This is a genomic window from Candidatus Dadabacteria bacterium, assembly GCA_026708565.1.
Lineage (GTDB): Bacteria > Desulfobacterota_D > UBA1144 > Nemesobacterales > Mycalebacteriaceae > Mycalebacterium.
The window spans coordinates 35041-61225 of the sequence record JAPOUR010000059.1 but is presented as its reverse complement, the minus strand read 5'-3'; the positions used below and the strand labels follow the sequence as shown (position 1 = coordinate 61225).

At 56.5% G+C, this 26185-nt stretch carries 21 protein-coding genes and 1 tRNA gene; 6 read left to right on the top strand and 16 right to left on the bottom strand.

From position 1 onward, the window contains the following. Genes ribD through rsfS form a run of 3 tightly spaced genes read left to right on the top strand, consistent with a single transcriptional unit; the run spans window position 1 to window position 2134 of the window. Window positions 1-1113, top strand: coding sequence for a bifunctional diaminohydroxyphosphoribosylaminopyrimidine deaminase/5-amino-6-(5-phosphoribosylamino)uracil reductase RibD (gene ribD / locus OXF42_07335; GenBank protein MCY4047897.1), 1113 nt, complete (start codon window positions 1-3; stop codon window positions 1111-1113). Next, window positions 1110-1775: a nicotinate (nicotinamide) nucleotide adenylyltransferase gene (gene nadD, locus OXF42_07330; GenBank protein MCY4047896.1), complete on the top strand. Its 666-nt coding sequence runs from the start codon at window positions 1110-1112 to the stop codon at window positions 1773-1775. The genes ribD and nadD overlap by 4 nt, the downstream gene beginning before the upstream one ends. 17 nt (window positions 1776-1792) lie before the next feature. Next, window positions 1793-2134: a ribosome silencing factor gene (gene rsfS / locus OXF42_07325; GenBank protein MCY4047895.1), complete on the top strand. Its 342-nt coding sequence runs from the start codon at window positions 1793-1795 to the stop codon at window positions 2132-2134. Here rsfS and argH read toward each other — a convergent pair. From argH to OXF42_07300, 5 genes are all read right to left on the bottom strand, one after another. Further along, window positions 2117-3508: an argininosuccinate lyase gene (gene argH, locus OXF42_07320; protein MCY4047894.1), complete on the bottom strand. Its 1392-nt coding sequence runs from the start codon at window positions 3506-3508 to the stop codon at window positions 2117-2119. The two genes, rsfS and argH, sit on opposite strands and share 18 nt — an antisense overlap. 7 nt (window positions 3509-3515) lie before the next feature. Continuing rightward, on the bottom strand, window positions 3516-4595 hold the full coding sequence (locus OXF42_07315) for a mechanosensitive ion channel family protein (protein ID MCY4047893.1): 1080 nt from the start codon (window positions 4593-4595) through the stop codon (window positions 3516-3518). Then, entirely contained in the window at window positions 4592-5821 is a 1230-nt protein-coding gene (locus OXF42_07310) for a dicarboxylate/amino acid:cation symporter (protein ID MCY4047892.1), read from the bottom strand. The genes OXF42_07315 and OXF42_07310 overlap by 4 nt, the downstream gene beginning before the upstream one ends. Before the next feature lie 86 nt (window positions 5822-5907). Beyond that, window positions 5908-7563, bottom strand: coding sequence for a chaperonin GroEL (gene groL / locus OXF42_07305; GenBank protein ID MCY4047891.1), 1656 nt, complete (start codon window positions 7561-7563; stop codon window positions 5908-5910). 28 nt (window positions 7564-7591) lie between these two features. Then, window positions 7592-7891, bottom strand: a complete 300-nt coding sequence (locus tag OXF42_07300) for a co-chaperone GroES (protein ID MCY4047890.1) — start codon at window positions 7889-7891, stop codon at window positions 7592-7594. 166 nt (window positions 7892-8057) lie between these two features. Here OXF42_07300 and OXF42_07295 point away from each other — a divergent pair. Together OXF42_07295 and OXF42_07290 are read left to right on the top strand one after the other, a co-directional pair. Continuing rightward, window positions 8058-8141: transfer RNA gene (locus OXF42_07295), tRNA-Leu, on the top strand. 35 nt (window positions 8142-8176) lie between these two features. Then, on the top strand, window positions 8177-9775 hold the full coding sequence (locus tag OXF42_07290; GenBank protein MCY4047889.1) for a hypothetical protein: 1599 nt from the start codon (window positions 8177-8179) through the stop codon (window positions 9773-9775). Between the two features lie 24 nt (window positions 9776-9799). On the opposite strand, the gene OXF42_07285 is transcribed toward OXF42_07290, so the two are convergent. From OXF42_07285 to OXF42_07275, 3 genes are read right to left on the bottom strand one after another with little or no spacing between them, the layout of a single operon-like run. Then, the gene (locus OXF42_07285) at window positions 9800-11800 is read right to left on the bottom strand and encodes a GtrA family protein (GenBank protein ID MCY4047888.1); all 2001 of its coding nucleotides are present in this window, start codon (window positions 11798-11800) and stop codon (window positions 9800-9802) included. A 9-nt stretch (window positions 11801-11809) separates the two neighbouring features. Continuing rightward, window positions 11810-12367 (bottom strand): GNAT family N-acetyltransferase, encoded by a 558-nt coding sequence (locus OXF42_07280; GenBank protein ID MCY4047887.1) that lies wholly within the window; start codon window positions 12365-12367, stop codon window positions 11810-11812. Beyond that, window positions 12354-13196, bottom strand: a complete 843-nt coding sequence (locus OXF42_07275) for a class I SAM-dependent methyltransferase (GenBank protein ID MCY4047886.1) — start codon at window positions 13194-13196, stop codon at window positions 12354-12356. Before OXF42_07275 ends, OXF42_07280 begins: the two co-directional genes overlap by 14 nt. A gap of 206 nt (window positions 13197-13402) precedes the next feature. Between OXF42_07275 and OXF42_07270 the strand changes: the two genes are divergently transcribed. Further along, window positions 13403-14332 carry an NAD-dependent epimerase/dehydratase family protein gene (locus OXF42_07270; GenBank protein ID MCY4047885.1) on the top strand — a complete coding sequence of 310 codons (930 nt, stop codon included), beginning with the start codon at window positions 13403-13405 and terminating at the stop codon, window positions 14330-14332. Here the strand turns inward: OXF42_07270 and OXF42_07265 are convergent. From OXF42_07265 to OXF42_07230, 8 genes are read right to left on the bottom strand one after another with little or no spacing between them, the layout of a single operon-like run. Further along, a complete protein-coding gene (locus OXF42_07265; protein ID MCY4047884.1) occupies window positions 14329-15261 on the bottom strand; it encodes a glycosyltransferase family 2 protein in 933 nt (310 codons plus the stop codon). The genes OXF42_07270 and OXF42_07265 overlap by 4 nt on opposite strands. After that, a complete protein-coding gene (locus tag OXF42_07260) occupies window positions 15261-16361 on the bottom strand; it encodes a DegT/DnrJ/EryC1/StrS family aminotransferase (GenBank protein ID MCY4047883.1) in 1101 nt (366 codons plus the stop codon). The genes OXF42_07265 and OXF42_07260 overlap by 1 nt, the downstream gene beginning before the upstream one ends. Before the next feature lie 8 nt (window positions 16362-16369). Beyond that, a complete protein-coding gene (locus OXF42_07255) occupies window positions 16370-17374 on the bottom strand; it encodes a Gfo/Idh/MocA family oxidoreductase (GenBank protein ID MCY4047882.1) in 1005 nt (334 codons plus the stop codon). A 45-nt stretch (window positions 17375-17419) separates the two neighbouring features. Next, on the bottom strand, window positions 17420-21148 hold the full coding sequence (gene cobN / locus OXF42_07250; protein MCY4047881.1) for a cobaltochelatase subunit CobN: 3729 nt from the start codon (window positions 21146-21148) through the stop codon (window positions 17420-17422). Between the two features lie 18 nt (window positions 21149-21166). Beyond that, on the bottom strand, window positions 21167-22222 hold the full coding sequence (cobW, locus tag OXF42_07245; protein ID MCY4047880.1) for a cobalamin biosynthesis protein CobW: 1056 nt from the start codon (window positions 22220-22222) through the stop codon (window positions 21167-21169). Continuing rightward, window positions 22219-23721, bottom strand: coding sequence for a cobyric acid synthase (locus tag OXF42_07240; GenBank protein MCY4047879.1), 1503 nt, complete (start codon window positions 23719-23721; stop codon window positions 22219-22221). The genes cobW and OXF42_07240 overlap by 4 nt, the downstream gene beginning before the upstream one ends. Continuing rightward, window positions 23711-24778 carry a histidinol-phosphate transaminase gene (locus tag OXF42_07235; GenBank protein ID MCY4047878.1) on the bottom strand — a complete coding sequence of 356 codons (1068 nt, stop codon included), beginning with the start codon at window positions 24776-24778 and terminating at the stop codon, window positions 23711-23713. Before OXF42_07235 ends, OXF42_07240 begins: the two co-directional genes overlap by 11 nt. Then, window positions 24775-26169, bottom strand: a complete 1395-nt coding sequence (locus tag OXF42_07230) for a cobyrinate a,c-diamide synthase (GenBank protein ID MCY4047877.1) — start codon at window positions 26167-26169, stop codon at window positions 24775-24777. Before OXF42_07230 ends, OXF42_07235 begins: the two co-directional genes overlap by 4 nt. Window positions 26170-26185: the final 16 nt, after the last annotated feature.

The window sequence follows — 26185 nt, the reverse complement described above, 5'->3', positions numbered from 1 at the left end:
GTGCCGGAAAACAAAACGCATGAAAAGTTTATGAGCCGCGCGCTTGCGCTTGCGAAAAAAGGGGAGGGGCTTGTGAGCCCGAACCCGCTCGTGGGCGCGGTGCTGGTAAAAAAGGGGGAGATTATCGGCGCCGGGTGGCACAAGGGTTCGGGGCTTGCCCATGCGGAGATTGAAGCCCTTGAAGACTGCCGGCGCAGAGGCAACTCGCCCCGCAGCGCGACAATGTATGTGAACCTCGCGCCGTGCGCCCGCCGCTACAAGGGGAAAAAGACCGCCCCCTGTTGCGAAGCGATAATAGAGAGCGGCGTATCGGAGGTGGTCATCGGCTGCGATGACCCCAACCCGAAATCGGGAGACGCGGGCGCGGCGCTGAAAAAGAAAGGCATTTCCGTAACATCGGGCGTGCTCAGGGAGCGGTGCGAGACGCTGAATGAGATTTTTTTCAAAAACGCCGCAGAGGAGCTCCCGTTCACCATTTTGAAGTTGTCCGCATCGGTGGACGGCAAGATAGCCACGCGTTCGGGAGACTCCAAGTGGATAGGCAACACGGCGCAGAGAAAAGCCGCTCACGCTCTCAGAAGACGGTGCGACTCGGTTCTGGTGGGCGTTGAAACGGTCAGAAAGGACGACCCTTCGCTGGACGTGAGGCTGGTCGGCGCGGCGCGGCAGCCCGCGCCGGTGGTAGCGGACACTGATTTGAGGATACCGCTCTCGGCAAAACTGCTCGCGAGAGAGGGCGTTCTGATAGCCGCCCGTCACCGGGCGAACGGAAAAAAAGCGAAGGCCCTTGAGCGGGTGGGCGCGACAATCATAAACGTCCGCAAGGGCGGCGCGGGAGGGGTCTGCCTGAAGGATTTGATGAAAAAACTTTTCGCGCGGGGAATACGGTCGGTTCTGATTGAAGGCGGGGGGAAGATAGCCGCCTCGGCCATAAGGGAAAAAATCGTTGACAAAATGGTCTTTTTCTACTCGCCTTTAATAATCGGGGGAGACGGCGCGGACATGGTGGCGGGGCCGGGAACGGACGCCGTCCGCGGGGCGCGGAGAGTGAGGATTGAACGGGTGGCAAAAATGTCAGGAACAATAGTTGTGGAGGCCTACCCGGAGTTTTGAAACCAAGTAAAACCGCTCTGTTCGGAGGCAGTTTTGACCCGGTTCACAACGGGCACATATCCGCCGCGGTCGCGGTCAGAGAGAAACTGGGGGGGGACAGGGTCGTGCTTGTTCCGAATTACCAAAACCCCCTCAAGGAACAGGCCGCCGGGGCGTCCGCCGAAGAACGGCTTGAAATGCTGAGGCTCGCCGTGGCCGGAAAGGAAGGGCTTGAAATCTCCCGGATTGAAACCGAAAGAGGGCCGCCGTCCCACACGGCGCAAACTCTGCGCCTGTGGAGGGAACGGGAGGGAAACGGCTCTCTGTGGTTTGTGATGGGGCGCGACCTTTTTTCATCCGTTGCGGAGTGGAGGGACTTTGAAGAGATATTTGAGAAAACAAACATAGCGGTTATCTCAAGGCGCGGCGTCAGCGCGGAGGCCGCGCCGCCTTTTGAAATCAGAGACTGTTTTCTATATGATGGAGAGGGCATGGAGACGGTTCGCTTCAACCACAAAAGCGGTTCCCGGCTGTGGTTTGTGAAAATAGACGCCCCGGATATTTCATCAACCCTTATAAGAAACCGGGTGAAAGACGGCGGCGAATTTGAGCGCCTCGTCCCGTCTGCGGTGGCGGATTTCATACGGCAGAACAAACTCTATACCGGAGACCCCCGAAAATAACTTCCAAACAGCAGGCAATTTTTCTCGCGCATTGCGCGGCGGATAAAAAAGCGGAAAACATTTCCGTCATAGACGCAAGGGGCGGAAGCGGCATAGCGGATTTCTTTGTGATATGCAGCGCGTCTTCGGAAAGGGCGGTCAAGGCGCTCGGCGAGCATGTGGAAAAATCCCTCAGGGAAAAGAAGATACGCATTCTGGACAGGGAGGGGCTTGCCCGGCAAACCTGGATTCTTATCGGCACCGGCGATGTGATAATACACATTTTCCACCCGCAGGCGCGCGAGTTTTATAACCTTGAGGGACTGTGGTCGGACCTGCCGAGGGTGAAGTTTGAGGCCGGTTCAGCAACCCCACTTTGAAATCTGGCGCCGCGCTTTGCGCAGCATCCTCCCCACCTGAGAGGGGGCGGTGCCGCCCTGAGAGTTTCTGCTTTTCACGGAACCCTCAATTGAGACCGCATCGTAAACGTCTTCGCCAATCCTGCCGGAAAACTTCCTGAGTTCGGAAAGAGACAGTTCGCTTATGTCTTTGCCCTTTTTCTCCGCATGCGCCACCGCCTTGCCCGCAATTTCGTGGGCGCTTCTGAAGGGCTCTCCCCTGCGCGCCAGATAGTCCGCCAGGTCGGTCGCGGTAACAAATCCGCCGGAGAGGCTTTCTCTCATTTTTCCGGTGTTAAAACGGCAACCGGCAAGCATTTCCGACATGACGGCAAGCGTCCCGGCGACCGTCCGGGCGGTGTCAAAAACGGGCTGTTTGTCCTCCTGCATGTCGCGGTTGTATGAAAGCGGCAGACCCTTCATCAATGTAAGCAGTGAAACCAGATTACCGGTTACTCTCGCCCCTTTGGCGCGCGCGAGTTCCGCTATGTCGGGATTTCTTTTCTGCGGCATTATGCTTGAGCCGGTGGTAAAAGCGTCTCCGAGGTCAACAAAACCGAACTCCTCCGACGACCACAGCACAAGTTCCTCCGACAGCCTGCCCAGATGCCCCGTCAGGGCGGCCGAGCAAAAGACAAACTCTGTCATGAAATCCCTGTCGCTCACGGTGTCTATGCTGTTTTCCGTAACGGATGAAAAGCCGAGCAGCCGAGCGGTCATTTTTCTGTCTATGGGAAAAGACGTCCCGGCCCCCGCGCACACGCCCAGAGGGTTTGAATCCATCCTTTTGAGACAGTCCTCAAATCTGCCGCGGTCACGTTTGAGCATTTCAAAATACGCCAGCAGGTGGTGGGAGACAAGCACCGGCTGGGCGCGCTGAAGGTGCGTATAAAGCGGCATCACCGCGCCGAAACAGTCTTCGGCGAGAGAGACTATGCGGTCGCACAGGACGGCTATCCCGTCAAGTATCAGGGCCGTCTGCGACTTGAGATAAAGCCGCTCGTCCAGAACCACCTGATCGTTCCTGCTGCGCGCCGTGTGAATCATACCGCCCGCGGGACCCGCCTTTTCAATGACCCGCTTCTCTATGTTCATGTGTATGTCTTCGTATTCGTCCCTGAAAGGAAAGTCCCCTTTCTCTATTTCCGCTTTCACCTCGGACAGGGCTTTTTGTATGCGCGCCGCGTCTTTTTTGGGAATTATCCCCCGCCCGGCAAGCATCTTCACATGGGCGGCGCTTCCCCTGATGTCTTCCATGGCAAGGGCTTTGTCAATATCCACGGATGCGGAAAAACTTCTGGCAAGGCCGTGAGGCGCTTCTGAAAATCTTCCCGACCAAAGCGTTTTTTTTGACATCGCGCCCTTACTCCTTCACCGCAACCTCAACCCTGTTTCCCGCAAGCAGGGTCTGGGTCGGGTAGGCAAAACTGATTTTCTCCTCGCGGAATCTGCTCACTATCTCCAGATTTATGTCCTGACGCGCGTCAAGATAGGTTGTGTAATCGCTCGTCAGGACGTAGTAGGCGACCTCAAAATTGAGCGAAAAATCCGCAAACTCAACAAAATGAACCCTTTCGTATTCCGTCATGGGGTGGCGGTCTATTATATCTTTCAACATGGCGGGAATGCGCCCCAGTTTTTCCGCATCCGTCTCGTAAACGACCCCGAAAGTAAAGAAACAGCGGCGGCGGGGAAGGTTTCTGTAGTTCAGCACCGTGTCGGAAACAAGCTGGTTGTTTGAAAAAACCACAAGTTCGCCCGATATGCTCCTCACGCGCGTGGTCTTGAAACCGATTTTTTCCACCTCGCCCCTGAACTGCCCCACAACTATGAAATCGCCCACCACAAACGGCTTGTCCAGAACTATTGAAAGAGACGCTATGAGTTCGCCGAGCACATTCTGGACGGCAAGGGCAAGGGCGATTCCGCCGACTCCGAGCCCGGCTATAAGCGGGGTTACCCTGATGCCCAGATTTTCAAGCAGGATAAGCGCGGCGAGAAACCACAGAACCATCCGCAAAAAAAACATCGCAACCCGCGACTGGGTGACGGTGAGCCCCCACCGCTCGTGGCGGCGGGAAATGTAATGGCGGGCGATGGCCTCAAACCACAAAACCGCCTGAGCAACAAGCGCGGCGGTGAAAACATTTCTCAAAATCCCCTCCGCCCGCGCGCTGTCGGGGGCGAGGAATGCGGAGCCGACATATACGGAGACGGCAAGAACAAAGAAGGTGTGAGTGCCGCTTATGATGTCCGCAACGGCGTCATCAAAGGTGTTTTCGGTTGTCCGGGAAAACCTGCGAAAACGCGCGGACAAATACCTGACGGCGACCAGTAAAATAACGAAGGCAACCGCGCTCGCGGCCAGAGGGCGGAAGTATTCATAAAAGCCCGCCGTTCTGAAAGCGTCAATCAGAGCGCCAAAGTCCATCGCCTGCGTCAAACGCCTCCCGAAGACCTGTCTATCACGGCGGCACCCACGCTGTCTCCCCACACATTGACCGTGGTTCTGAAACGGTCAAGAAGCCAGTCAACCGACAGCAGAAGACCTATGCCCTCAAGGGGAAGCCCCACGCTTGAGAGGACTATCACCATGGTGACAAGGCCCGCCTCTGGGATGCCCGCCGCGCCTATGGCGGCAAGGGTGGCCGTAAGAAAGATTATGACAAGCGCCGTTGAATCAAGCGGCACGGCGTAAACCTGCGCGATGAATATGACCGCCACCGCCTCATACAGCGCCGTGCCGTCCATGTTCACCGTCGCTCCGAGGGGCAGGACAAAATTCCCCACCCTCGGCGACACCTTCGCCTCCTCAATGGCGCCGGACATAGTGAGCGGAAGGGTCGCCGAGGATGAGGCGGTGGAAAAAGCAGTCAGTAGCGCCTTGCTCATGTGCCTGACGTAGGCAATCGGGTTTCTGCGGGCGAACAGAAAAAGCACAAGGGGCAGGACAATAAGCCCGTGGATGCCGAGCCCCGCTATAACCGCAAGCATATACTTTGCTATGCCCGCCGCCATTGAAAACAGCGCATCCCCTCCGCCCGCCTTTCCCACGCGCGCGGCAATGATGCATGCGACGCCCACCGGCGTGAGGGCGATGACCCAGTGAACGATTTTCATTATCGCGCCGTCAAGCGCGGTCAGAACGCGCTCAAGCGGCTCCGCCTCTTTTACGCCGAGGCGGGAGAGCGCAAGCCCGAAAAGGAGCGAGAAAACTATAAGCGGCAGTATCTGAAACTCCGTGGCGGACATAAAGACGTTCGGGGTTACCATGCTTTTCAGTATCTCTTCGGCGCCCGCATTCTTTCCCTCAACCTTCATCGCCGCCGCCGACCTCATTTCATCGGTCATGGTTCCGAGGATTTCCGGCGAACCGCCGGGCTGAATCAGGGAAACGACAAAAATACCGATGGTAACCGAAACGGCGGTTGTAACGGCATAATACAAAACGGTTTTGAGCCCGACGGATTTGAAATCGCGCATCTTCATAACGCCGAGCGTTATGCTGACCATTACCAGCGGTATGACCATCATCTTAAGAAGGTCAAGAAAGAGGCCGCCGATAAATTCGGCCTTCACACCGGTATCCGGAAAGAAGGTTCCGGTTACGGCCCCCACGGCAACGCCCGCAATAATGGCGGGCAACAAAAGACTTCTTCCGTTGTTCATAGTTCAGCCTCCGTTTGGCAAAATAAAAAACCGGCGCCGCCACGCTGGGCAACGCCGGTTTTTATATTACCGGAACAAGGAAGGAATTACATCATCCCGCCTATGCCGCCGGGACCCCCGGTCATGGGGGGAGCCCCGCCGCCCATCGGCATTTCGGGCTCCCTTGAGGGAGCGTCCGCTATAAGCGCCTCGGTGGTGAGCAAAAGCCCCGCCACACTCGCGGCGTTCTGAACACAGGATCTCGTAACCTTTGAGGGGTCAACGATTCCCGCTTTCAGCATGTCTCCGTATTCAAAGGTCGCGGCGTCAAAGCCGAAGGGCCCTTTGCCCTCTCTCACCTTCTGGACAACTATTGAGCCGTCTTTCCCGGCGTTGCCCGCTATTTCCCTGAGCGGCTGCTCAAGGGCTCTCTTCACTATGTTGACACCGGCCTGCTCCTCACTATCCGCGCCCTTGAATGCTTCAAGGGACTCAATTGAGCGCACAAGCGCGACTCCGCCGCCGGGCACTATGCCCTCTTCCACGGCGGCGCGGGTGGCGTTGAGAGCGTCTTCCACTCTGTCTTTCTTTTCCTTCATCTCGGCCTCGGTCGCGGCTCCGACCCTGATGACCGCCACTCCGCCGGCAAGTTTGGCGAGACGCTCCTGAAGCTTCTCCCTGTCATACTCGCCGCTCGCGGTGGATATTTGCCCTCTTATCTGATTTATCCTGCCGCTGATGTCGGCTTTCTTGCCGGCCCCGCTGACGATGGTGGTGTTGTCTTTGTCTATGACAACCTTTTTTGCCCTTCCAAGGTCCGCAATCGTGGCGTTTTCAAGTTTCATACCCGCTTCCTCGGATATGACCTTGCCCGCAGTAAGGGTCGCTATGTCCTCTATCATGGACTTGCGCCTGTCGCCGAATCCGGGAGCCTTGACGGCGGCGGCCTTCAATGTGCCGCGAATCTTGTTCACAACCAGTGTGGCAAGCGCCTCGCCCTCAACATCCTCGGCGATGATAAGAAGCGGGCTTGAATTCCTCGCAACCTCTTCAAGCAGGGGAACGAGGTCTTTCATCACGGCCACCTTTTTGTCAAAAAGAAGGATGAACGGGTCTTCAAGCTCAACCAGCATCCGCTCCGAATCGGTTACGAAATAGGGGCTCAGGTATCCGCGGTCAAACTGCATTCCCTCAACAACCTCAAGTTCGGTCTCAAGGCTTCTCCCCTCTTCAACGGTTATAACCCCGTCTTTGCCGACCTTCTCCATTGCGTCCGCTATCTTGTTTCCAATGTCGCTGTCGCCGTTTGCGGAGATGGTGGCAACCTGAAAAATCTCCGTCCTGTCTCTGGTCTGTTTGCTCTGTTTTCTGATGCTTTCAACAACTTTCTCAACCGCCTTGTCAATTCCCCGTTTGAGTTTCATCGGGTCATGCCCGGCGGCGACCAGTTTTGTGCCCTCGGCAACGATGGACTGCGCGAGAACGGTGGCGGTTGTGGTGCCGTCTCCGGCGACTTCGCTTGTTTTTGAAGCGACCTCTTTTACCATCTGCGCCCCCATGTTTTCAAACTTGTCCTCAAGTTCTATTTCCTTGGCGACGCTGACGCCGTCCTTGGTAACCGCAGGCGCGCCGAACGCCTTGTCCATAAGCACATTTCTGCCTCTGGGCCCGAGAGTAACCTTCACCGCATTGGCGAGTTTGTTCACTCCGGACACAATCAGATTCTGCGCCTCTCTGTCAAATTGAATGCTTTTTGCAGACATTTTTTCCTCCTTTTATGTGGATGCCGTCTCAACCGATGACGGCAAGTATGTCTTCCTCTTTCAAGACGACGTGACTTTCACCCTCTATGTTGATGTCCGTTCCGCCGTATTTGCTGATGAGAACCATGTCCCCAACCTTGACGTCGGGCTTTATGACTTTACCGTCCCGCCCTGTCGCGCCGTTTCCGACCGCGACGACCTCGCCTTCCTGAGACTGCTCCTGAGCAGTGTCGGGTATTATGATACCCCCCGATGTTTTCGCTTCACCTTCCAATCTCTTTACAAGAACCTTGTCGTGAAGAGGCCTGAACTTTACCTTTGAAGCCATTTCACCCTCCTGAATGTGTTTTTTTGTCGCAACAGGACAACCGCAGAAGTGGCAAAACCACTCACACGCCCCGCAACGGTTATAAGGATAATCACCGCCCCGTTGTTGTCAAGAAAAGTTTTTTCATTGGGCGGGGCCGTATGGTTGCGTTATAATGTGCCTTCCGGCCGAAGTGGCGGAATTGGCAGACGCGCAGGATTCAGGATCCTGTGGGCGCAAGCCCGTGGGGGTTCGAGTCCCCCCTTCGGCATAAGGGGACGGCGGAAAGTTGGATGGCTTGAACCGATGAGGAAAATCAGACAGTTTTGCGAGTCCTCGCTTTTTTCAAACTCTGAAAGTTCAGAAAAGACAAAGATATGGAAGTGGTTCCCGCGCCTTATGGCTCTGGGGTTTGCGATGCGGCTTGTTGTCGCCCTCACTTGCGACTGTCACGCTTATGCGGATGAGGTAATGAACTACCTTGAGCAGGCGCACAGGGTGGTTTTCGGATACGGGTTTATCCCGTGGGAATACAGGTTCGGTGTCCGCTCCTGGCTCATACCGGCTATCCCCGCCCTGCCGCTATGGCTGTCAAAGACAGCGGGGCTTGATTCACCGTCTTTCTATGTTCCCTTTGTGTATTCGTTCAACGCCCTCATATCCATGGCAATACCCGCCGGAATGTATTTTTTCACCCGCCGCGCCGTGTCGGAAAATGCCGCGCGCTACGCGCTTGTTTTCGGGCTTTTCTGGTACGAGCTGATAGCGTTTGCGCCACGGGCTCTTGCCGAACCCTACGCCACCGCCGCATTTTTCGGCGCGCTCGCCCTGATGTCGCGGAAGAACGGCAAAAAAATCTTCATCACCGGTCTGCTGTTGGGACTCACGGCAACCCTCCGGTGGCAATACGCCCCGGTTGCGGGCGCGGCGGGGCTGATGTGGCTTATATCCATAGATGACGGGCGCAAAGCCGCAGTTACGGGCGGGATACTTTCAATCGCAATCTGGGGAGTTGTTGACTTTTTTACATGGGGGCAGTTTTTTCATTCCGTAACAATGATGCTGCAAATATCAACCGTTTTCCAAACTCTTGAATTCTTCGCGAGCCATACTACTCCGTGGCATAAAGGGATTGTCTGGCTTGTCACCGCATCTTTGGGGGTTCATCTGATTTCCCTTGCGGGCGTGGCAAAGCGGCAACGGCTTTTTTTCCCGGTTTTTGCGGCTTTACTTGTTTTGTCTGTTCACATGCTTCCTGAAGGAATTGAATACAGAAACATCTTCATTGTGATTCCACTTTCACTGATGGCCGCGGGAGGTTTTGCGGGTCTTACGGGCGGCAGGACAAGAATCATTGCCTGCGGGCTTTTTTTGTGTATATCGCTTACCGGGCTTCTGGGAAAACTGCCGAAAATGGAACTTGCCCTCGGCGATTACACTCGCTACATAAACGCCTCAACAACTCCGGGCATAAGCGCGGCGAAACAGCTTTCACAACTGCCAAGCGCGCAGGTTCGCGGTGTCTTGTGGCTTGCGGGAAACCAGATATTTTCGGGCGGATATTTCTACCTTCACAAAAACATTCCCTCATATTTTATGGCCGACCCTCAAGATCGCGCCATTGTCTCAGAACATCTCAATTCGGGCGGGAAGTTGAACACGGTCGCAACCCATATTATCTCGCCACAGCCCGTAAGCAGGCTTGAAGGATTTGAAGAGCGGGGCGGAATTCCGGGATGGCCCGGATGGAGGATATACGAAAACAAAAACCCCAAAACTGTCCGGCGACTTGCCGGGTTTTACTACGACACCTTTGACCCGAACTGGATGAATATCGGAAGACGGGCAAAAGAGGCGGGAATTGAAACAGACCCTCTTCCGCTGACACCTTACAAAAAACAGTAAAACGGGCTCAAAATTGAGACGGAACTAAAGTGGTGGATTGAAAACCAGAATCTTTGCTCCTTCGCACTCAAAAACGGCGGAGGGTTGCCTGTTATGTTGTGCCGCCCACGCCATAGCCCGGTCCTGAGAGAGAATGTAGGTTGACAGCGGATCTCTGGGCGAGCCGCATTTGTATATGGAACACAAATCTCTTTCGGGGGGACCTTTGCCGGTATTGGCAATTATAAAATCAAACGGCCCTTCATAAAAGCGGTCGGGTACGCCGAATTTCCACGGATAAAGCAGGATTTTGCCCTCACGGTTTAGATAGACGGAGACTTGCGCTATCTGAACTTCGGCTTTTGAGGTTGCCATAATTGATTTTGTCCACCAGTAAGTGGCAAGGCCCTTTTTTAAACCGAACCTCCGGATGCCCTCATCAAAACATTGTGCGGACGGCGGATAATAATTCACAAGCGCGGCTCCATTCTTTTTTAATGCAAGCGCATACGGGGCACAGACCGTCATCAGAATAACGGCCGTAATTGTGAACATTTGCGGCAACAGCGTAATGCGGCTCGTTATCAAAAAAGCCCATCCGATAAAAAGTGGAACAGCGCGCGCGGGAATAAAATATCTGCCATTCCCCACAATTTCGGAAGGCATCCCACCGAGGAAGAAATTCCCACTCAAAACCGTCGCAACCACCGAAGCGGCAGATGCAAAGAAAAAAAACATTAGAACAAACAAAAGTTCCGCTTTTGTATTCGTTGTAGAGCGGATGCCTTTGAAAACAGCTCTCAAAAGAAGCACAAAGAATAAAACCCACACGACGGCTAAAATCGGATGCCGCACAGCCGTCTCCGCCGCCCATGTTCCCATATCCCTGAAAGCGACAATGATTTGATCAGGACTGCCAAATCCGGAATACTGCAATGTTGTTTCGCCTTTCTCTATGAAATACTCTCTCAAAAGAGGCGAACATAAAAACCCTGCTATACATGCAATGGACGAGAAAACCGGAGTCACGGTTCTGAATAAACCGGCCCACAAAATCCCCGCAGTAGCCGCCGGAGCAACAAACCACACGGTCAAAATGGGATCCGAAACGACACCTGTCAAACACAGTATAAAAAGAAAAATATAAAAGGGTGTGCGGCGCGAGCGGACAGAGTAAAGAAAAAGAAAAACCCCAAAACCTGCTACAACCCACGTTGAGGCATGCCGAGTTGGAGTAAGAAACTCTCCGGGCAAAACGGCATCCGCCCCGTATGCGAGAATGACCCATCCCAAAGTGCAGAGGATGAAAACAAAGGCGCGGCGCAGAGGGTCTTTCCCAAAGAGAAAATCACTGACAAGCATCCACGCGAGCGCATGAAGAAACATCATCAAAGCGCCAAAAAGATGAGTGCCCAAAGCTATGTTGCCGCTCGTCAGCCAGAAAAGAGACCATATAACGGGGAAATCAGTGAACAGGTAAGTGGGCGCTATTCTTTGGAAATTCCAGTCGGCATAGGAAAAAATCCCAGCCCGGACATCCTGCCACATAACAAAAGGTGTTGCCTCGTCCGAACTAAAAAGAATCCCGTGCAGAAACAAATCACCGTTCAAAAGCGCGCCGTAAATCGCGGCGATTGAAACTGCAAAAGCGGAAACGGCAAGAAACAAAACCGGATTTCTGTTTTCTTTTCCCTCTCCTATTACCCACCTCGCCATAAGAAAGCCAACCGGAATTCCAACCATGATAGCAAAAATAGGAGCCAGTTTATCGGAAGCACCCGCTTGAAGGGATATGTGCAAAGCGGCAAGACCGGCAAGCATTTGGACCACAAAAACAAGGGGGTAGGAAACCAGTTTTTCCGATGAGTGTTCGGCGCGAAAAGTGAACTTCACATTCAGCAGGTAAGAAGGGTAAACGCTTGCGACAAAAGACGCAATGTAAGCCCAGTAAGGATTGATAAAGTAAAGCAGAACCAGATAGATGCCGTAGGTCAATACGGTCTTTGCGCCGCCGACCATAAGAAATCTGATAAACTCTCCTTTCATATCTTCTCTTTAATTCAACTCTTTCACAAGAAGCGGCTTAAACTTTTGGCGAAGTTTTTCCCAGTCTTCCAAGTTCATTTCGTAAAGACGTTCCATCCCTACTCCGGTTTCCACTTCGCCAACAATGCGCGCATTCATTTTTGCATGAAACTTGATCGAGGGTAGGTTGTCTTTGTGAACCTTGCAGGAAGCTTTTTGAAAACCAAAAACTTCAAAACCCGCCTGACAAATAAAAAGCGCCATCTCAATTGAGGAGGTGGGAGTCTTGTCGCCATTCAAAATCAAACTTCCCCACTCAAAATGATCTTCTTCAATAAACAACCTGACCGTACCGCACCTTTTCTCGTCTTCGTTGCGGAAAATTATGTAGTAATACTCCACCCCATCTGCCTCACGTTTTTTGTAGTCCGCAAGCCATTCCCGTTGTTTCTGAACCGAGGGATCAGTAGGAAACAGGTAGCGCCCAAGTTCAGGGTCGGTTCTCAACCTCACAATAAACTCCGCATCCGCTTCTTCAACAAGGCGGAATGAAACCGTTACACCACGCGCCGATTCAACTTTCTTCAACAAGGTCTCTCCCGCAAGACAGTTTTTTAACAGAGCCGTGTATAAAACCGCCCAAACGACAAACCCACGGCATTTGACCGAACACTTTGTCCGTGACAGAAACAAGCGATTTCAGGTTTCCGCCAACCAATGTTTCAAGGTGCGGCGGAACAAACATGCTGTAGAAAAAGTCTGTTTCAACATCCATTCCTCTGTGCCAGTCAATAATGTCCCGCTTGGAAATTACATTATGGGAACCCGCCTCTTCGTGCCAAAGGGGCCACAACTTCATCATCAAATCAAAAACGGGACGAACAAACGATTTGTTATTCTCGCTGAAAAAATGAAATCCTCCGGGTTTCAAAGCCGATTGAATCCTAATACAGGATTGTTTCGGGTCGGGAACATGGTGCAAAGCGCCGATAGTTAACACACAGTCCCATGAATTTTCGCAAACCGGCGGTTCATGAAGATCCGCGACAAAAAAACAAACACGGTCGGAAAGGCCTCTTTCTTCCGCCTTCCGCATGGCCCGCAGAATGGATTCGCGGGAGATGTCAAAACCGGCAACATAATGCCCGGCTTCCGCCATTCTGAGGGCAAAATCGCCGGGTCCGCAAGCCGCATCCAACAACCAGCCGCTCCGCTCGGTTCTTTTTTGCAAATAACGAAATATGACTTCTTCCACCACCACGCTGTGAGGTTTTTCCTTGAAATCTTCGTAACTCAACTCGCTGTCCGAAGACCATTGATCAAAATGCTCCCGCTGTGAAACCTGAGCGGAATACTCCCCGCCGGAATTCTTACCAGTATTTTCATAACGCAATTGCGGAATAACCAGCTCAGTCACGCCGCCCGGCCCTGTGAAAGTTTCCGAACAGGAAACGCAACTACAAACCCCCAATTCAAAGCGCAAACTGCCCTCCTCTCCTCTATTCATACACACAGGGCAACGAAGTTTTGAAAGAACGGGCTGAAGCACGATGGCGCATTATAACACACGGAAAGAATGTGGAAAACTTGCATTGAAGATAAAGGCGGGTAGTCTGGGTGTTTATGAAGATACTCCTTACGGGCGGGGCGGGCTTTATCGGCTCTCACGTTTCCCGCGAATTCATCAAAAACGGGCATTCAGTTTTAATCATTGACGACCTGTCCGCCGGAAAGGAGGACAACCTTCCGGCGGAAGCGGAATTTGAAAAGTGTGACATACGGGACGGCGGCGCGATGGAAAAGATCTTTTCATCTTTCAAGCCCGATCTGGTAGACCACCACGCCGCCCACATAGATGTGCGCGTGTCGGCGGATGACCCGGCTTTTGATGCGGATATAAACATAGCGGGCTCTCTCAATCTGCTGAACCTATGCTCCCGGCACGGGGTCGGAAAGTTCATTTTCGCCTCAACGGGGGCTGTTTACGGAAACGTCTCAAAAATCCCCGCCGGTGAGCAAACCCCCCGGCAGCCGGAGTCTCCCTACGGAATAGCGAAACTGTGCGTTGAGAACTACCTTCATTTCTTCAAGAATGAGCGGGGAATTGACTTTACTGCCCTGCGATACTCAAATGTTTACGGGGAGCGGCAGGACACCGAAAGAACAACCGGCATTGTGGCAATACTCTGCGGAAACCACAAACGGGGGCTGGAAACAACAATCTGGGGGGACGGCGGGCAGACCAGAGACTATGTCCACTGCTCCGATGTTGCGCGCGCAAACGCCCTTTGCGCGCAACACCTGAGCGCGGGAAAACCGGGCGGCATCTTCAATGTCTGCACCGGAAAGGAAACCTCCATAAACGACATTATTGACTGCCTCGCCCGGGTTTCAGGTAAAGAGGTGAAAATTAAAAAAGCCGCGACCAAAAGCGGCGATGTGGACAGGATATGCCTTGACTACTCGCTTGCTGAAGAAACTCTGGGCTGGCGTCCCGAAGTCGGCATAGAGAACGGAATCTCAAAAACATGGGACTGGATTGCCGGGGGCTAATGCCACTCCCCTATTCTCTCCTCAACAACAACTTCCTGTTTTCTTGTATTCTCAAGTGTCCGCCACAGGTATTCGCCTATGATTCCGAGCATAACCATCTGCACGCCGCCGAGAATCAACACCACGAGAACAAGAGACGCCCACCCCTCGGCGGGAACGCCCGCGAATTTTGCGACAACCACATTGACACCGTAGAGAAACCCCAGAAAAGCCGTAAAGAAACCCAGAAAGGTTATCGCCCGAAGCGGCACGACAGTATGGGCGGTGAGAGTGTCAAAAAGCAGATTGATGTTTTTTGAGAAAGTGAATCTGCTTTCGCCGTGGACACGCGCACGCCTCTCGCCCGGAACACGGGACTGGGAAAACCCCACCTCGGCAACGGCGGCGAGGATGTTGATGTTTTTTCCCCTCATCTTCCTTATTTCATCCAGAGCCCCGTCCCTGACAAGAACCATGTCTCCCCCGTCCGGAGGAATTGAGGAAACCCCCATAATGCGGCGCATGACAAAGTAGTAAAACCCCGCCATAAAACGTTTGAAAAACGGGTCGTCCCTGCCTCCCTCGCGCGTGAGCCACACGACTTTGCTCCCCGTCTTTTTCATCTCTTCCACAAGCCGCGCAATGTTGCCGGGCGCGTCCTGCCCGTCTGCGGACAATATAACCGCGCAGTCACCCGACGCCTTCTGAAAACCGAAAAGACAGAGCGCGTGAGAGCCCTCATTTTTCGCCGCGCGAAGGCCCTTTATTCTTGAATCCGCCCGCGCAAACCCCTTTATCACATCGGGCGTTGAATCAGTGGAGTGGTCATCAATGATTATCCACTCCCACTCCATCCCCAGACCTTCAAGAACCGGAATCAGTTCGGCGTGAACCGCGGGAAGGTTTGCCTCCTCGTTAAAGGCGGGGGTTATGACGGATATCTTCCTCATCAGGCCGCCGCCTCTTCAAGCAGAACATCGCAGACATACCTTATCTGCTCATCGGTGATGCCGGGAAACATCGGCAGGGAGAGTTCGGTATCCGCGATTCTTTCCGCATTTGGAAAATCACCCCGTTTGTATCCGAGGTCTTTGTAGCACGGGTGAAGATGAACCGGGCTCGGATAATGAACGCCGACACTCACTCCCCGCTCGCGCATACGCGCGGCGGCGAGGTCTCTGTTTTCCACCATCGCGGCGAACACATGCCACACATGGCGGCAGTCCGGGCGGAGTTCCTGCAAGCGGACGGCGGAACCGGAAAGCAGTTCGCGGTAGCGGACTGCGGCGGCGGCGCGAAGGTTTGCCCACTCCTCCGCGCGCCCGAGTTTGACGCCCAGAACCGCCCCCTGAAGCGCGTCCATTCTGTAGTTGAAACCCTTTTCCGAGTGAAACCCTTTTGACGACTGCCCCCAGTCCCGCAACATTCTGCATTTCTCCGCGACCGCAGAGTCGTTTGTGGTAATTGCTCCGCCCTCGCCCAGAGCGCCGAGGTTTTTGCCCGGATAGAAACTCCATGCGGCGGCAAGCCCCATGCCCCCGCACCTCTCCCCCCGGTATTCCGCCCCGTGCGCCTGAGCGGCGTCTTCTATTACGGGGACGCCGTTTCTTTCGGCTATCTCCGTTATCGCGTCCATACCGGCGGGCTGACCGTAAAGATGCACGGGAACAATTGCCTTTGTTTTCGGGGTTATCGCGGCCTCAACCGCTCCGGGGTCCATTGCGCAGAAACCGTCAACATCAACGCAAACGGGCTTCGCCCCTATGTATGTCGCCGCCATCGCGGTGGCTATGAAGGTCATTGCGGGGACGATAACCTCGTCTCCCGCGCCCACTCCGGCGGAGAGAAAGGCGAGGTGAAGGGCGCTTGTGCCGCTGTTCACACACACCGCATGCCTTGCGCCGGCAAATTCGGCGAACCTGTTTTCAAACGCCTCCACTTCGGGGCCCAGAACGTAAAAACCGGAGTCCGCAACGGCGGCGAGAGAGCGTTTCATCTCGTCCCGAACGGAAGCATCCGCAACGGACAGGTCAAGAAAGGGAACTTTCATGGCGCGTGTCAGAGGGCAACCCTCTCCCCGTTTTGCCTGATTGACAGGTCTGCGGCCTCAAGTATGCGCACTATACGCGACCCGGCGGCGGCGTCCGTTCGCGGCTTTCTTCCCTCCCGGACGGACGAAAGAAACTCCGACGCCACAAGGGAAAGCGGTTCAGATGATTCAATCCGGGGAACATGTATGTCTCCCGAACGGTACTCAACCCGAAGCTGCTTTATGTCCGTGCCGGCGCTCCTCATATCAACCCCGCTGTCGTAAATTTTCAGTTTCTCGGTGGACTCCGTGTCATCGTATATAGCCATTTTGCGGTTTCCGGCGACCGTTGTGCGCCTTATTTTAACGGGGGCGAGCCACCCCACATGTATGTGCGCGATGAATGAAGATTTGTAATGAAGCGTCATGTAGGCGGTGTCAACGGGCATGCCGGAGATGTGCGAGACCGCCGAGGCGGAAACCGCGACCGGCTGCTCGCCGCTGACCTGAAAAAGGATTGAAAGGTCGTGAACGGCAAGGTCCCAAAGCACATTGACATCCGTCTGGACAATTCCGAGGTTGATCCTCACCGAATCAAAGTAATAAAGGTCTCCAAGTTCGCCGCCCCCCGCAATCGCGGCCAGCTTCCTCACCGCGCCCGAATAGACAAAAGTGTGGTCAACCATCAGGACAAGCCCTTTTTTGTCGGCGAGTTCGGCCATCCTGTCGCAACCTGACGAACTCATTGCCATTGGCTTTTCAACAAGCAGGTGCTTTCCCGCGGCAAGCGCGCGCATGGAAAGGTCCGCATGGGAGGACGCCGGGGTCGCCACGCAAACGGCGTCTATGGAAGAGTCCGCGAGTATGTCGTCAAAACTTGCCGTAACTGCGGAGAGCGGGTGGTCGGCCTGCGCCTTTTTTGCAAGCGCGGGGTCGGTCTCGCAAACAGCCCGGACTGACGCCCCTTCAAGAGAGGCGAAATTACGGGCGAGGTTCGGGCCCCAGTATCCGTATCCTACAATTGCTATGTTCATGGAAACCTGCCGCCAAGTTTACAGCAACGGCGGAGATTTGGAAATTTATTCCCGAACGGCTTCGGCCTCGGTGAATATCTCCCGCAACCGCTCCAGCGTTTGCCCGCCGGGGTTTTCCCACATCCCGCGCTGGGCGGCTTCAAGCATCCTTTCCGCCATCTCCGCCGCCGCGCGGGGGTTGTTCTCCTTGAGAAATTTGAAGTTGTCCGCATCAAACAGATACGCCTCCGCCACCCCTTCGTAAACAAAATCGTCCACAATACCGGTCATGGCATCGTAGCCGAACAGGTAGTCAACGGTGGCGGCCATCTCAAACGCGCCCTTGTATCCGTGATTTCTCATCGCCTCAATCCACTTGGGGTTTACCGCGCGGGAGCGGTAAACCCTGAGCAACTCCTCTTTGAGGGTTTTGATTTTCGGGCTTTCGGGCCTTGAATTGTCGCCGAAGTAAACCGCAGGCGCGCCGCCGGCCCCGCTTGCGCGCGCGGCGTTTGCCATGCCCCCGTGAAACTGATAGTAATCATCCGAATCCAGAATGTCGTGCTCGCGGTTGTCCTGATTCTGGAGGACTATGTCCAGGGAGGCGAGGCGCATTCCGTATGCCTCGTGCTCTGACCGGGGGCCGTCCGGCCCGTAGGCGTAGCCGCTCCAGTTTACGTATATCATCGCCAGGTCCTCCGGCGTCTTCCAGTTCTTTGAATCTATTGCGGACTGAAGCCCCGCGCCGTATGAGCCGGGCTTTGAGCCGAAGACCCTGTGAAGCGAACGCCGCGCCGCCGCGCCCTCATCCAGCCCCTCCGCCACCCAGCGGGATTTTTCCAGAAGGTGGCGGCTTCTGAGCGGGTTCATTTCCGGCGGCTCGTCATCCATTGCCGCAACCTTGTCAACCGCATGGTTGAAAAGCGATATCAGGTCGGGAAAAGCGTCTCTGAAAAAGCCGGAGATTCTCAGGGTAACATCCACGCGCGGCCTGCCGAGTTCCGTGAGGGAAACAACCTCAAAATCCGTCACCCTGCCGCTCTCGCCCTGCCACACGGGGCGCAGCCCCATCAGCGCGAACGCCTGCGCGATGTCGTCCGCGCCCGTGCGCATGGTTGATGTTCCCCAGACCGAGATGCCCGCCGCGGCCGGAAACTCGCCGCTGTCCTGAAGGTGGCGCGCAATGAGGGCTTCGGCGCTTTTTTTGCCGAGGGCATACGCGGCGCGTGTGGGCAGCCCCCTTGTGTCAAGGGAATGGAAATTTCTCCCCGTGGGCAGGATGTCCGGCCTTCCTCTGGTGGGCGCGCCCGAAGGCCCGGACGGCACATGAAGCCCGCGCAGACCGGCAAGCAGGTTTGTAATCTCGTCCGGGCACCGCTCCAAGCGGGGAAGCGTGTCGCGGAGGGCCGCCTCGCAGACGGACGCAAAGGCGGGAAATTTTCCCCTGTCAACACACCCGGCGGAGCGGCCCGCAACCGCGCGCTCCATGGCGGTTTTTGCCATCTCCTCAAGTTCCTCCACCGCCGCGCCCAGAGTTCTGGGGGTTTTCTCTCCCACTTTGCCGCTGAAAGCAGACCCGTAATCGCAGTCAACCGGGTCAAAACTGAGTCCCATGTCGCTTGCGAGCGCCTGCGTTATTCCGGGAAGCTCCCCCGCGCCGATCCTGTGAAGGGCGACAAGCAGTTCGGCAAGCGGCTCTCCCTCCGGAGGCTGTCCGAGGATGTGCAGTCCGCCGCGTATTTGAGACTCCTTGATTTCGCACAGATAGGCGTCCAGCCGCGCCATAACCTCGTCCAAGTCGTCCGCCGGACAGCCGAGGTCTTCATGGATGCGGGTTTTCTCCACGACCTGCGCTATCTCCTCTTTCAGAAACTCCGCCCTTGCGGGGTCAAGCCCCCACGCCTGATAGTATTCGTCCAGAAGTTGCTCAAGGCGCAAGTAGTCGCCGTAGCCCCCGGCGCGAACCATCGGGGGGATCAGATGGTCTATGATTACGGCGTGCGCCCGCCTCTTTGCCTGAGAGCCCTCGCCGGGGTCGTTGACGATGAACGGGTAAAAATGCGGAACCGGAGGGAAAACGGCCGCGGGAAAACAGGTTTCAGGGTCAAGAGCCACGCTTTTGCCCGGAAGCCACTCAAGATTTCCGTGTTTGCCGAGATGAACCACGGCGTCCGCGCCGAACCGCCGGAAAACCCAGAAATAAAACGCAAGATAACGAAAGGGCGGCGGGATGTCCGGCGAGTGGTAAACCGCTTTTGTATCCTGTCCGTAGCCGCGCTCCGGCTGTATGGAAACAAATACGTTTCCATACATTATCCCCGGAAGCGGAAACCCGCCGCCGCAAAGACGGGGGTCTTTTTCCGGCGCGCCCCACTGCGCCTCAATGCGCCCGCGCATGCTTTCGGGCAGCAGGCGGTAGCAGGAGAGAAAATCCGCCAGCGGCAGAAAAATTTCGCTTTCCCTCACGTTCATAAAATCCGGCTCGTTGGTAACCCTGCTCGCGATGGCGTCCATAAGTTCTGGGGCCGAAAGCGGAAACTCGCCGCCGAGGCGGTAACCGTCCCGCGCAAGCGCCTCCAGAATGCGGACGCAACTCTGCGGCGTGTCAAGCCCCACGCCGTTTGCGAGCCGCCCGTCCCGCGAGGGATAGTTTGGCATTATCAGGGCTATTTTTTTCCGGGCGTTGTCTTTTTTTGCGAGCGAAAGCCAGCCGTCTCCAAGGGCCGCCGCACGGCGGCAACCGTCCTCGTAGGGGGCGAAAGCGACTATTTCCGAATCCGTTGCCGGGTCTTTTTCCAGCGCGCGCTTGAAACAGACGGGGCCCGCGTCAATTTTCCCGTCCATTTCCGGAAGGGAAATGTTTATCGCCATGTCGGTCGGGGAAAGCCCGAAAAGGTTTTCCCTCCATGACTCTTGCGCGCATGACGCGAAAACCGCCTGAAAAACCGGCAGTTTTATTTTTTCAAAAATAAAATCTCCGCCGTCCGCCGCGCCCTTCAGGGCGAAACTGGTGGCGTTGAATATAATGTCAAACCCGCCTCCGGAAAGCGCGTTTTCAAGGGCGAGAACATCTTCGCGCTCCCTGAGGCTTTTAACAAAAATCGCGCGGGAGGCGATGCCGAGGGAGGCAAGGGCGCGCGCCAGCGATGCCATAGGCGACAAGTTTGCCGAAAGATAAAGGCTTCTGTAGGCGACAATCGCCGCGGATGCCTTTTTATTTGCGGGTTTTTCAAATTCGTCAAACAGAAATATGTCCGGGGTTTTTCGCGGCGGGGAGACTTTCAGGGAAAAACCGAAAAAAGTGTTAAACGCCAGCCTGAGAAAATTCCCGCAGTTTTCCGTTCCGCCGGAGGAAAAATAATCCCATGCGGCGCGAGTCCAGTCCGGAGGAGCGGTTGACAAAGACATGAGTCCCGCATCCGGGCTGTCATCTCCGGGGAGAAAAACGAGCGGGGTGTTATTTTTTTTGCATTCCGCGCAAAGGGAGTCGCAAACGTAAGGATAGTAGTTTCTGCCTCCGAGCATTCTCGCAACCACCAGCCGCGCGCCGCCGACCACGGAATCAATATATCCGTCCGCGGACGCCTCCTGTTTAAGGTGGGCGAGATTTGCCATGCGGAGGGAGGGAATATGTTTTTCGCTTGAGAGAATTTCCCTGTATGCGGAATTCATGCAGAGTATGTCTGTGTCCGCCGCGGAAAGGAAAACCATGTCGCCCGGGGTCTGCTCAACGGAAAAAACTCCGCCGCCGTCCCCGGGACTCCACCCCCCCGGTATGGTCGCTATAAGGTGCATGACGGCAAAGAGGCAAAATTAATTTTGCGCCAGATGTTTTTCCACTGTCTCACCGATGTTCAGCGCGGAGAGTTTTCTTCCGATAAAAACCAGACGGGTTTTCGGGGTTTCGCCCGCAAGCCACGCCCTGTCATAATATCCGTCAAACCTCTCGCCGACCCCCTGAATAAGCATTCTCATCGGCTTGCCGGAAACCCGCATAAAGCCCTTGACTCTGTAGATTTCATTCTCGCGCGCGGTTTTTTTCAGCGCCTCCACAAGCCGCTCCGGCGAGGCGTCCGAATCTATTTCCACCACCACCGAATCTATGTCGTCATCGTGCCCGTGCTCTTCCCCGCTTTCGTGTTTTTCCTCGTGAACGCAGCGCCGGGAGTCCAAATCATCCTCGGCGGCGGCTCCGATTCCCAGCAGTATGTCCGGGGAAACCTCCCCCATGCGCGCCCTCACCACCGGGGCGCCCGGCCTCATCGCGCCCTTCAAGCCTTCCTCAACACCTGCAAGTTCCGCGCCCTCCACAAGGTCGGTCTTGTTCAGAACAACCATGTCCGCGCACGAGAGCTGGTCTGAAAAAAGCTCCTCTATGGGGGTCTCGTGGTCAAGGGAATCGTCCGCCTCGCGTTGCGCCTGAACCTTTTTTCTGTCGCATATTTCCCCGGTGGCCGCGCCCGCCGCGTCAACCACCGTAACCACGGCATCAACTGAAAAATGCGGCCTGAGACCGGGCCAGTTCACGGCGCGGACAAGGGGTTTCGGTAGCGCAAGCCCGGAGGTTTCAACCACTATGTGGTCTATGTCGCCCTTTCTGTCGGCAAGTTTTTTCATCACCGGCAGAAATTCCTCCTGAACCGTGCAGCAAAGGCAGCCGTTGCTGAGTTCAACAATATCACCCTCCTCACAGCCGCAGGACGAGCGGATGATCTCGCCGTCAATGCCCACGTCGCCGAACTCGTTGACGATAACCGTTATGCGCCGCCCCGCCGCGCCGGTGAGCAGGCTGCGGACAAGCGTGGTTTTTCCGGCGCCGAGAAAGCCGGTAACAACCGTTATGGGAATCTTGCGCGTGAGGATGCTCATTTGCGGTTGAAAACAATACTCATCACCGCGTCCATATCCAAACTTTTCTCAATGCGGTCGGCGAGCAGGTCGTATTGTTTTTCCCTCCTGAGGGCGAAACTTTCCGCCGCCGGGGCGTCCGCCCCCCTTTTTTCGCTCAAATAACGCACAAACTCGCCCCTCAGGTTGTCATTCTCAAAGATGCCGTGAAGGTAAGTCCCGTAAACATTGCCCCGCCCGCTCACCGCGCCGTCCGCAGAGCCGTCCGGGCGGGAGAGAAACGGCCTGCCCCCCTCCTCAAGCCGCGTCCGCCCCATGTGTATTTCGTATCCCGACACCCGCTCCCCTTCAATCGCCGCGAAAACCGCGCCCCCGTTTTTTACAACTGCTTCGGTCCTCTCAAGTGTCTTTGCCTCCTCCATTTCCGTGCGGGCGGCGAAAACTCCCAGCCCCTCCTCCTCTCCGGCGGTGGAGTCAAACGCCCCCCGGTCGGCAAGAACCGATCCCATCATCTGGTAGCCGCCGCAAATGCCGATTACGGGAATTCCCGCCCCGCAGAGGCGGCGGACGGCGGAGGCCATGCCGCTTTGTTTGAAAAACTTCAAATCCTCCATCGTAGCCTTGCTTCCGGGGACAACCACCGCGTCCGCGCCCTCCATACCGGCGGGCGAGCGGACGTAGGAGACGGCAACGCCGTCCTCCATTTCAAGCGGGCGGAGGTCGGTGAAATTTGAAATGCGCGGCAGCCGGGGCACGCACACCTTCAAGTCTCCCGGACGGGGCGGGCGGTCATCGTCAAGGGACACCGAATCTTCATCGTCAAGAAAAAGCCCGTCAATATGGGGCACGACCCCGAGAACCGGCCTGCCGGTTTTTTTCTCAAGAAATTTCAATCCGCCGGAAAGAAGCGAGATGTTTCCCCTGAACCGGTTGATTATCATCCCCCTGACGCGCTCCCTGTCTTCGGGGTCAAGCAGTTCAAAAGTCCCGGCGAGCGAGGCGAAAACCCCGCCCCTGTCTATGTTTCCGACAAGAAGAACGGGGGCGTCCGCAAGACGGGCGACCGACATGTTCACTATCTCTGTCCGGGCAAGGTTAATCTCCGCCGCCGCCCCCGCCCCCTCTATAACCACAACATCAAAGCCGCTCATAAGCCGCCCGAGCGAGGCGCGCACGGCCTCCAGAGCGCGCGGGCGGAACTTGCCGTATTGTTCAAAACTCATGTGCCCCTCCGGCCTGCCCATAACCATCACCTGCGACAGGTCCTCCCCGGCGGGCTTAAGCAATACGGGGTTCATATCCGCAAGCGGGGGCGTCCGGGCGGCTTCGGCCTGCATTGCCTGAGCCCTGCCTATCTCGGAGCCGTCATCGGTTACAAAAGAGTTGAGGCTCATATTCTGCGACTTGAACGGGGCGACAGACAGCCCTTTTCTCACAAGAGCCCGGCATATGCCGGCAACTATGACGCTTTTGCCCGCGTGAGACGCCGTGCCTTGAATCATCAGGGTTTTAGCCTTCACCGTCCGCCTCCGCCCATGCCTTGAGAAGTTTTTCACAATCCCGCTCCGGCATCGCGCTTATGCGTATGTGGGACGGCAGCCCGAAAGAGGCGCAGTCCCGCACGGCGACCCCTTTTTTGAGAAGCCGGTCTCTTGTGCCGCGCGCGTCAGGCTGCTTGACGAGGAAAAACCCCGTGTCCGTGGGAAGGCACGTTTTGCCCGCCCCGGCAAGCCGTTTTATGAGGCGGTCTCTTGCGGCAAAAAGGCGGCGGCGGCTCTCTTCGCGAGCGGACGGCGGAAGAGAAAACACCTTTTCCGCCGCGCGGCAGGCAACCGAGTTGACGTTCCACGGCGGGCGGACGCTGTTCAGCGCGGCGGTTATCCGGGGGCTTGAAACCGCATAGCCCATCCTGACGCCCGCGAGGCCGAAAAACTTCGTGAGCGAGCGGATGACAACCGCGCCGCCACGGGCGGCAAGCGGGGTTGAATCGCACCGCCGCTCCGTGAAGTCCGCATACGACTCGTCTATAACCAGCACCGCGCCCCCCGCCTCGCGGGCGACCTCCTCCGTGCCGCCGTCCGGCATAAGCAACCCCGTGGGGTTGTTCGGGTTGCAGAGAAAAACAAGCGCCGGGCGGTGGCGTTTTATGGCGCGGACAAGCGCGGACGGGTTGAAACGCAAATCTTTTCCGGCGGCGCACCGGACAACGCGCGCCCCGCAAATCAACGCCGCCCTTTCGTATTCGGAAAAAGTCGGCACGGCCACCAGAACGGTCTCCCCCCCCCTGAGGCAGCGGCAGAGCAGGTGAACTATCTCGGACGCGCCGTTTCCGGCGAAAACACAGTCTGCGCTGGCCCCGTGAAAACGGGCTATGGTGGCGCGAAGCTCCGAGTATCCGGCATCGGGATAGGCGGACGAACCGGCGCACGCGCCCGCGAGCAGTTCTGAAGACGGGAAAAACGGGTTCAGGTTGCTTGAAAAATCGGCGATTTCAAGCGGGTCAAGGCCGAGGGCTCTTATCTCCCCGTGGTCAAGCCCGCCGTGAAAGGGCGGCGCGGCGCGCGGAACAAAACTCACCCGCACGCCCCCGCTTCAGGTTTGCCTGCTTCAGGCTCGCCCGCTTCGGGTTTGATTCGGTCGGCGGCGCGGGCGGCAATTCCGGATGAAACAAGGCTCAGGTGGACGTATGAGGCAACCGTGTTGCAAAGGCGCACGCCCGCCCCGGAGCGGTCGCCCGCAGAGTTTGTAACGTTGAAAAACCCGCCCGCGTCTCCGGCGGCGGACGAGTAGTGGAACTCATGCCCCCTTTCGGTGTCGCCACGGCGGAAAAACCCCGCGTCTCCGGACGCGACCACCTCTCTGTAGCCGATGGACTGGAGTTTGCCGCGCATGAGAAAACCCCCGCCGACCGCGCCGCACATTTCAAAATCGCGTCCGCGCAAATCGGTGATGCTTGAGCCCAGATACATCATCCCGCCGCATTCGGCGTAAACCGCGCCGCCGGAGAGGCAGAAATCCCTCACGGCCTCCCTCATCGGGCTGTTGGCCTCAAGTTCCTCACAGTAAACCTCGGGAAACCCGCCGCCTATGTAAAGGGCGTCCGCCCCTTCGGGCAGCCGCTCTTCCGACACCGGGGAAAACGGCGCGACCTCGCAGCCCCAGAGGGAGAGCAGGTCAAGGGTGTCTTCGTAGTAAAAGGAAAACGCCTTGTCGCGGGCGACGGCGAGGCGGGCGCGCTGCGGGCGGGGCGAGGGGGGAAAAAGACGGCTTTGCGCCGGGGGCGGGGCGGGGGCGGAGCGGGCAATTTTCTCAATAAGCCCCATGTCAAGACGGCTTGCGGCGAGACGCTCGGCCTCCAGTTTCCGCCCGCCGGGCGGGGCTTCGTTGGCGGGCACAAGCCCAAGGTGTCTGAACGGGGTCTCCAGATCTCCGTCCGGGGGAAGAAAGCCCAGATAGGAAATGCCGGTCGCGGCGGCAACCGCGCGCGCCGCGCGCGCCGCGTCCGCAGGCGCGGCGCGGTTGAGAATAAACCCGGCTATGTTCACCTCCGGGTCAAACATCTTGAGCCCCAGCGCGGTCGCGGCGGCGGACGAGGGGCCGCGCATGCCGTCCAGCACCAGTATCACGGGGGCGCGGAGGAATTTCGCCGTATGGGCGGCGGACGCCCTGCCGTCCGGGCGCGCTCCGTCATACAGCCCCATAACCCCCTCTATAACCGAGATGTGAGCGCCCGATGAGTTTTTCAAAAACAGTTCAAGGCAGTCTTGCGGCTCTGTCATCCACAAATCTATGTTTCTGCCCTTTCTGCCCGTTCTGGCTTCGTAGTGGGACGGGTCTATGTAGTCTGGCCCGGTTTTGAAACCCTGAACGGTGAGCCCGCGCGCGGACAGGGCGGACATTACGGCGAGGGAAACGGTCGTTTTCCCGCATCCGCTCCGCTCGCCCGCTATTACAACTCTGGGATACACCGCGGCCGCTCCCGCC

Excerpts from the sequence above, each read along its gene's own strand:
- argH (MCY4047894.1), bottom strand. The coding sequence starts at position 3,508 with ATGTCAAAAAAAACGCTTTGGTCGGGAAGATTTTCAGAAGCGCCTCAC.
- OXF42_07290 (MCY4047889.1), top strand. The coding sequence starts at position 8,177 with ATGAGGAAAATCAGACAGTTTTGCGAGTCCTCGCTTTTTTCAAACTCT.
- OXF42_07265 (MCY4047884.1), bottom strand. The coding sequence starts at position 15,261 with ATGAGGAAGATATCCGTCATAACCCCCGCCTTTAACGAGGAGGCAAAC.
- OXF42_07300 (MCY4047890.1), bottom strand. The coding sequence starts at position 7,891 with ATGGCTTCAAAGGTAAAGTTCAGGCCTCTTCACGACAAGGTTCTTGTA.
- OXF42_07270 (MCY4047885.1), top strand. The coding sequence starts at position 13,403 with ATGAAGATACTCCTTACGGGCGGGGCGGGCTTTATCGGCTCTCACGTT.
- OXF42_07310 (MCY4047892.1), bottom strand. The coding sequence starts at position 5,821 with ATGAACAACGGAAGAAGTCTTTTGTTGCCCGCCATTATTGCGGGCGTT.
- groL (MCY4047891.1), bottom strand. The coding sequence starts at position 7,563 with ATGTCTGCAAAAAGCATTCAATTTGACAGAGAGGCGCAGAATCTGATT.
- cobN (MCY4047881.1), bottom strand. The coding sequence starts at position 21,148 with ATGCACCTTATAGCGACCATACCGGGGGGGTGGAGTCCCGGGGACGGC.
- OXF42_07260 (MCY4047883.1), bottom strand. The coding sequence starts at position 16,361 with ATGAAAGTTCCCTTTCTTGACCTGTCCGTTGCGGATGCTTCCGTTCGG.
- cobW (MCY4047880.1), bottom strand. The coding sequence starts at position 22,222 with ATGAGCATCCTCACGCGCAAGATTCCCATAACGGTTGTTACCGGCTTT.
- OXF42_07255 (MCY4047882.1), bottom strand. The coding sequence starts at position 17,374 with ATGAACATAGCAATTGTAGGATACGGATACTGGGGCCCGAACCTCGCC.
- OXF42_07285 (MCY4047888.1), bottom strand. The coding sequence starts at position 11,800 with ATGAAAGGAGAGTTTATCAGATTTCTTATGGTCGGCGGCGCAAAGACC.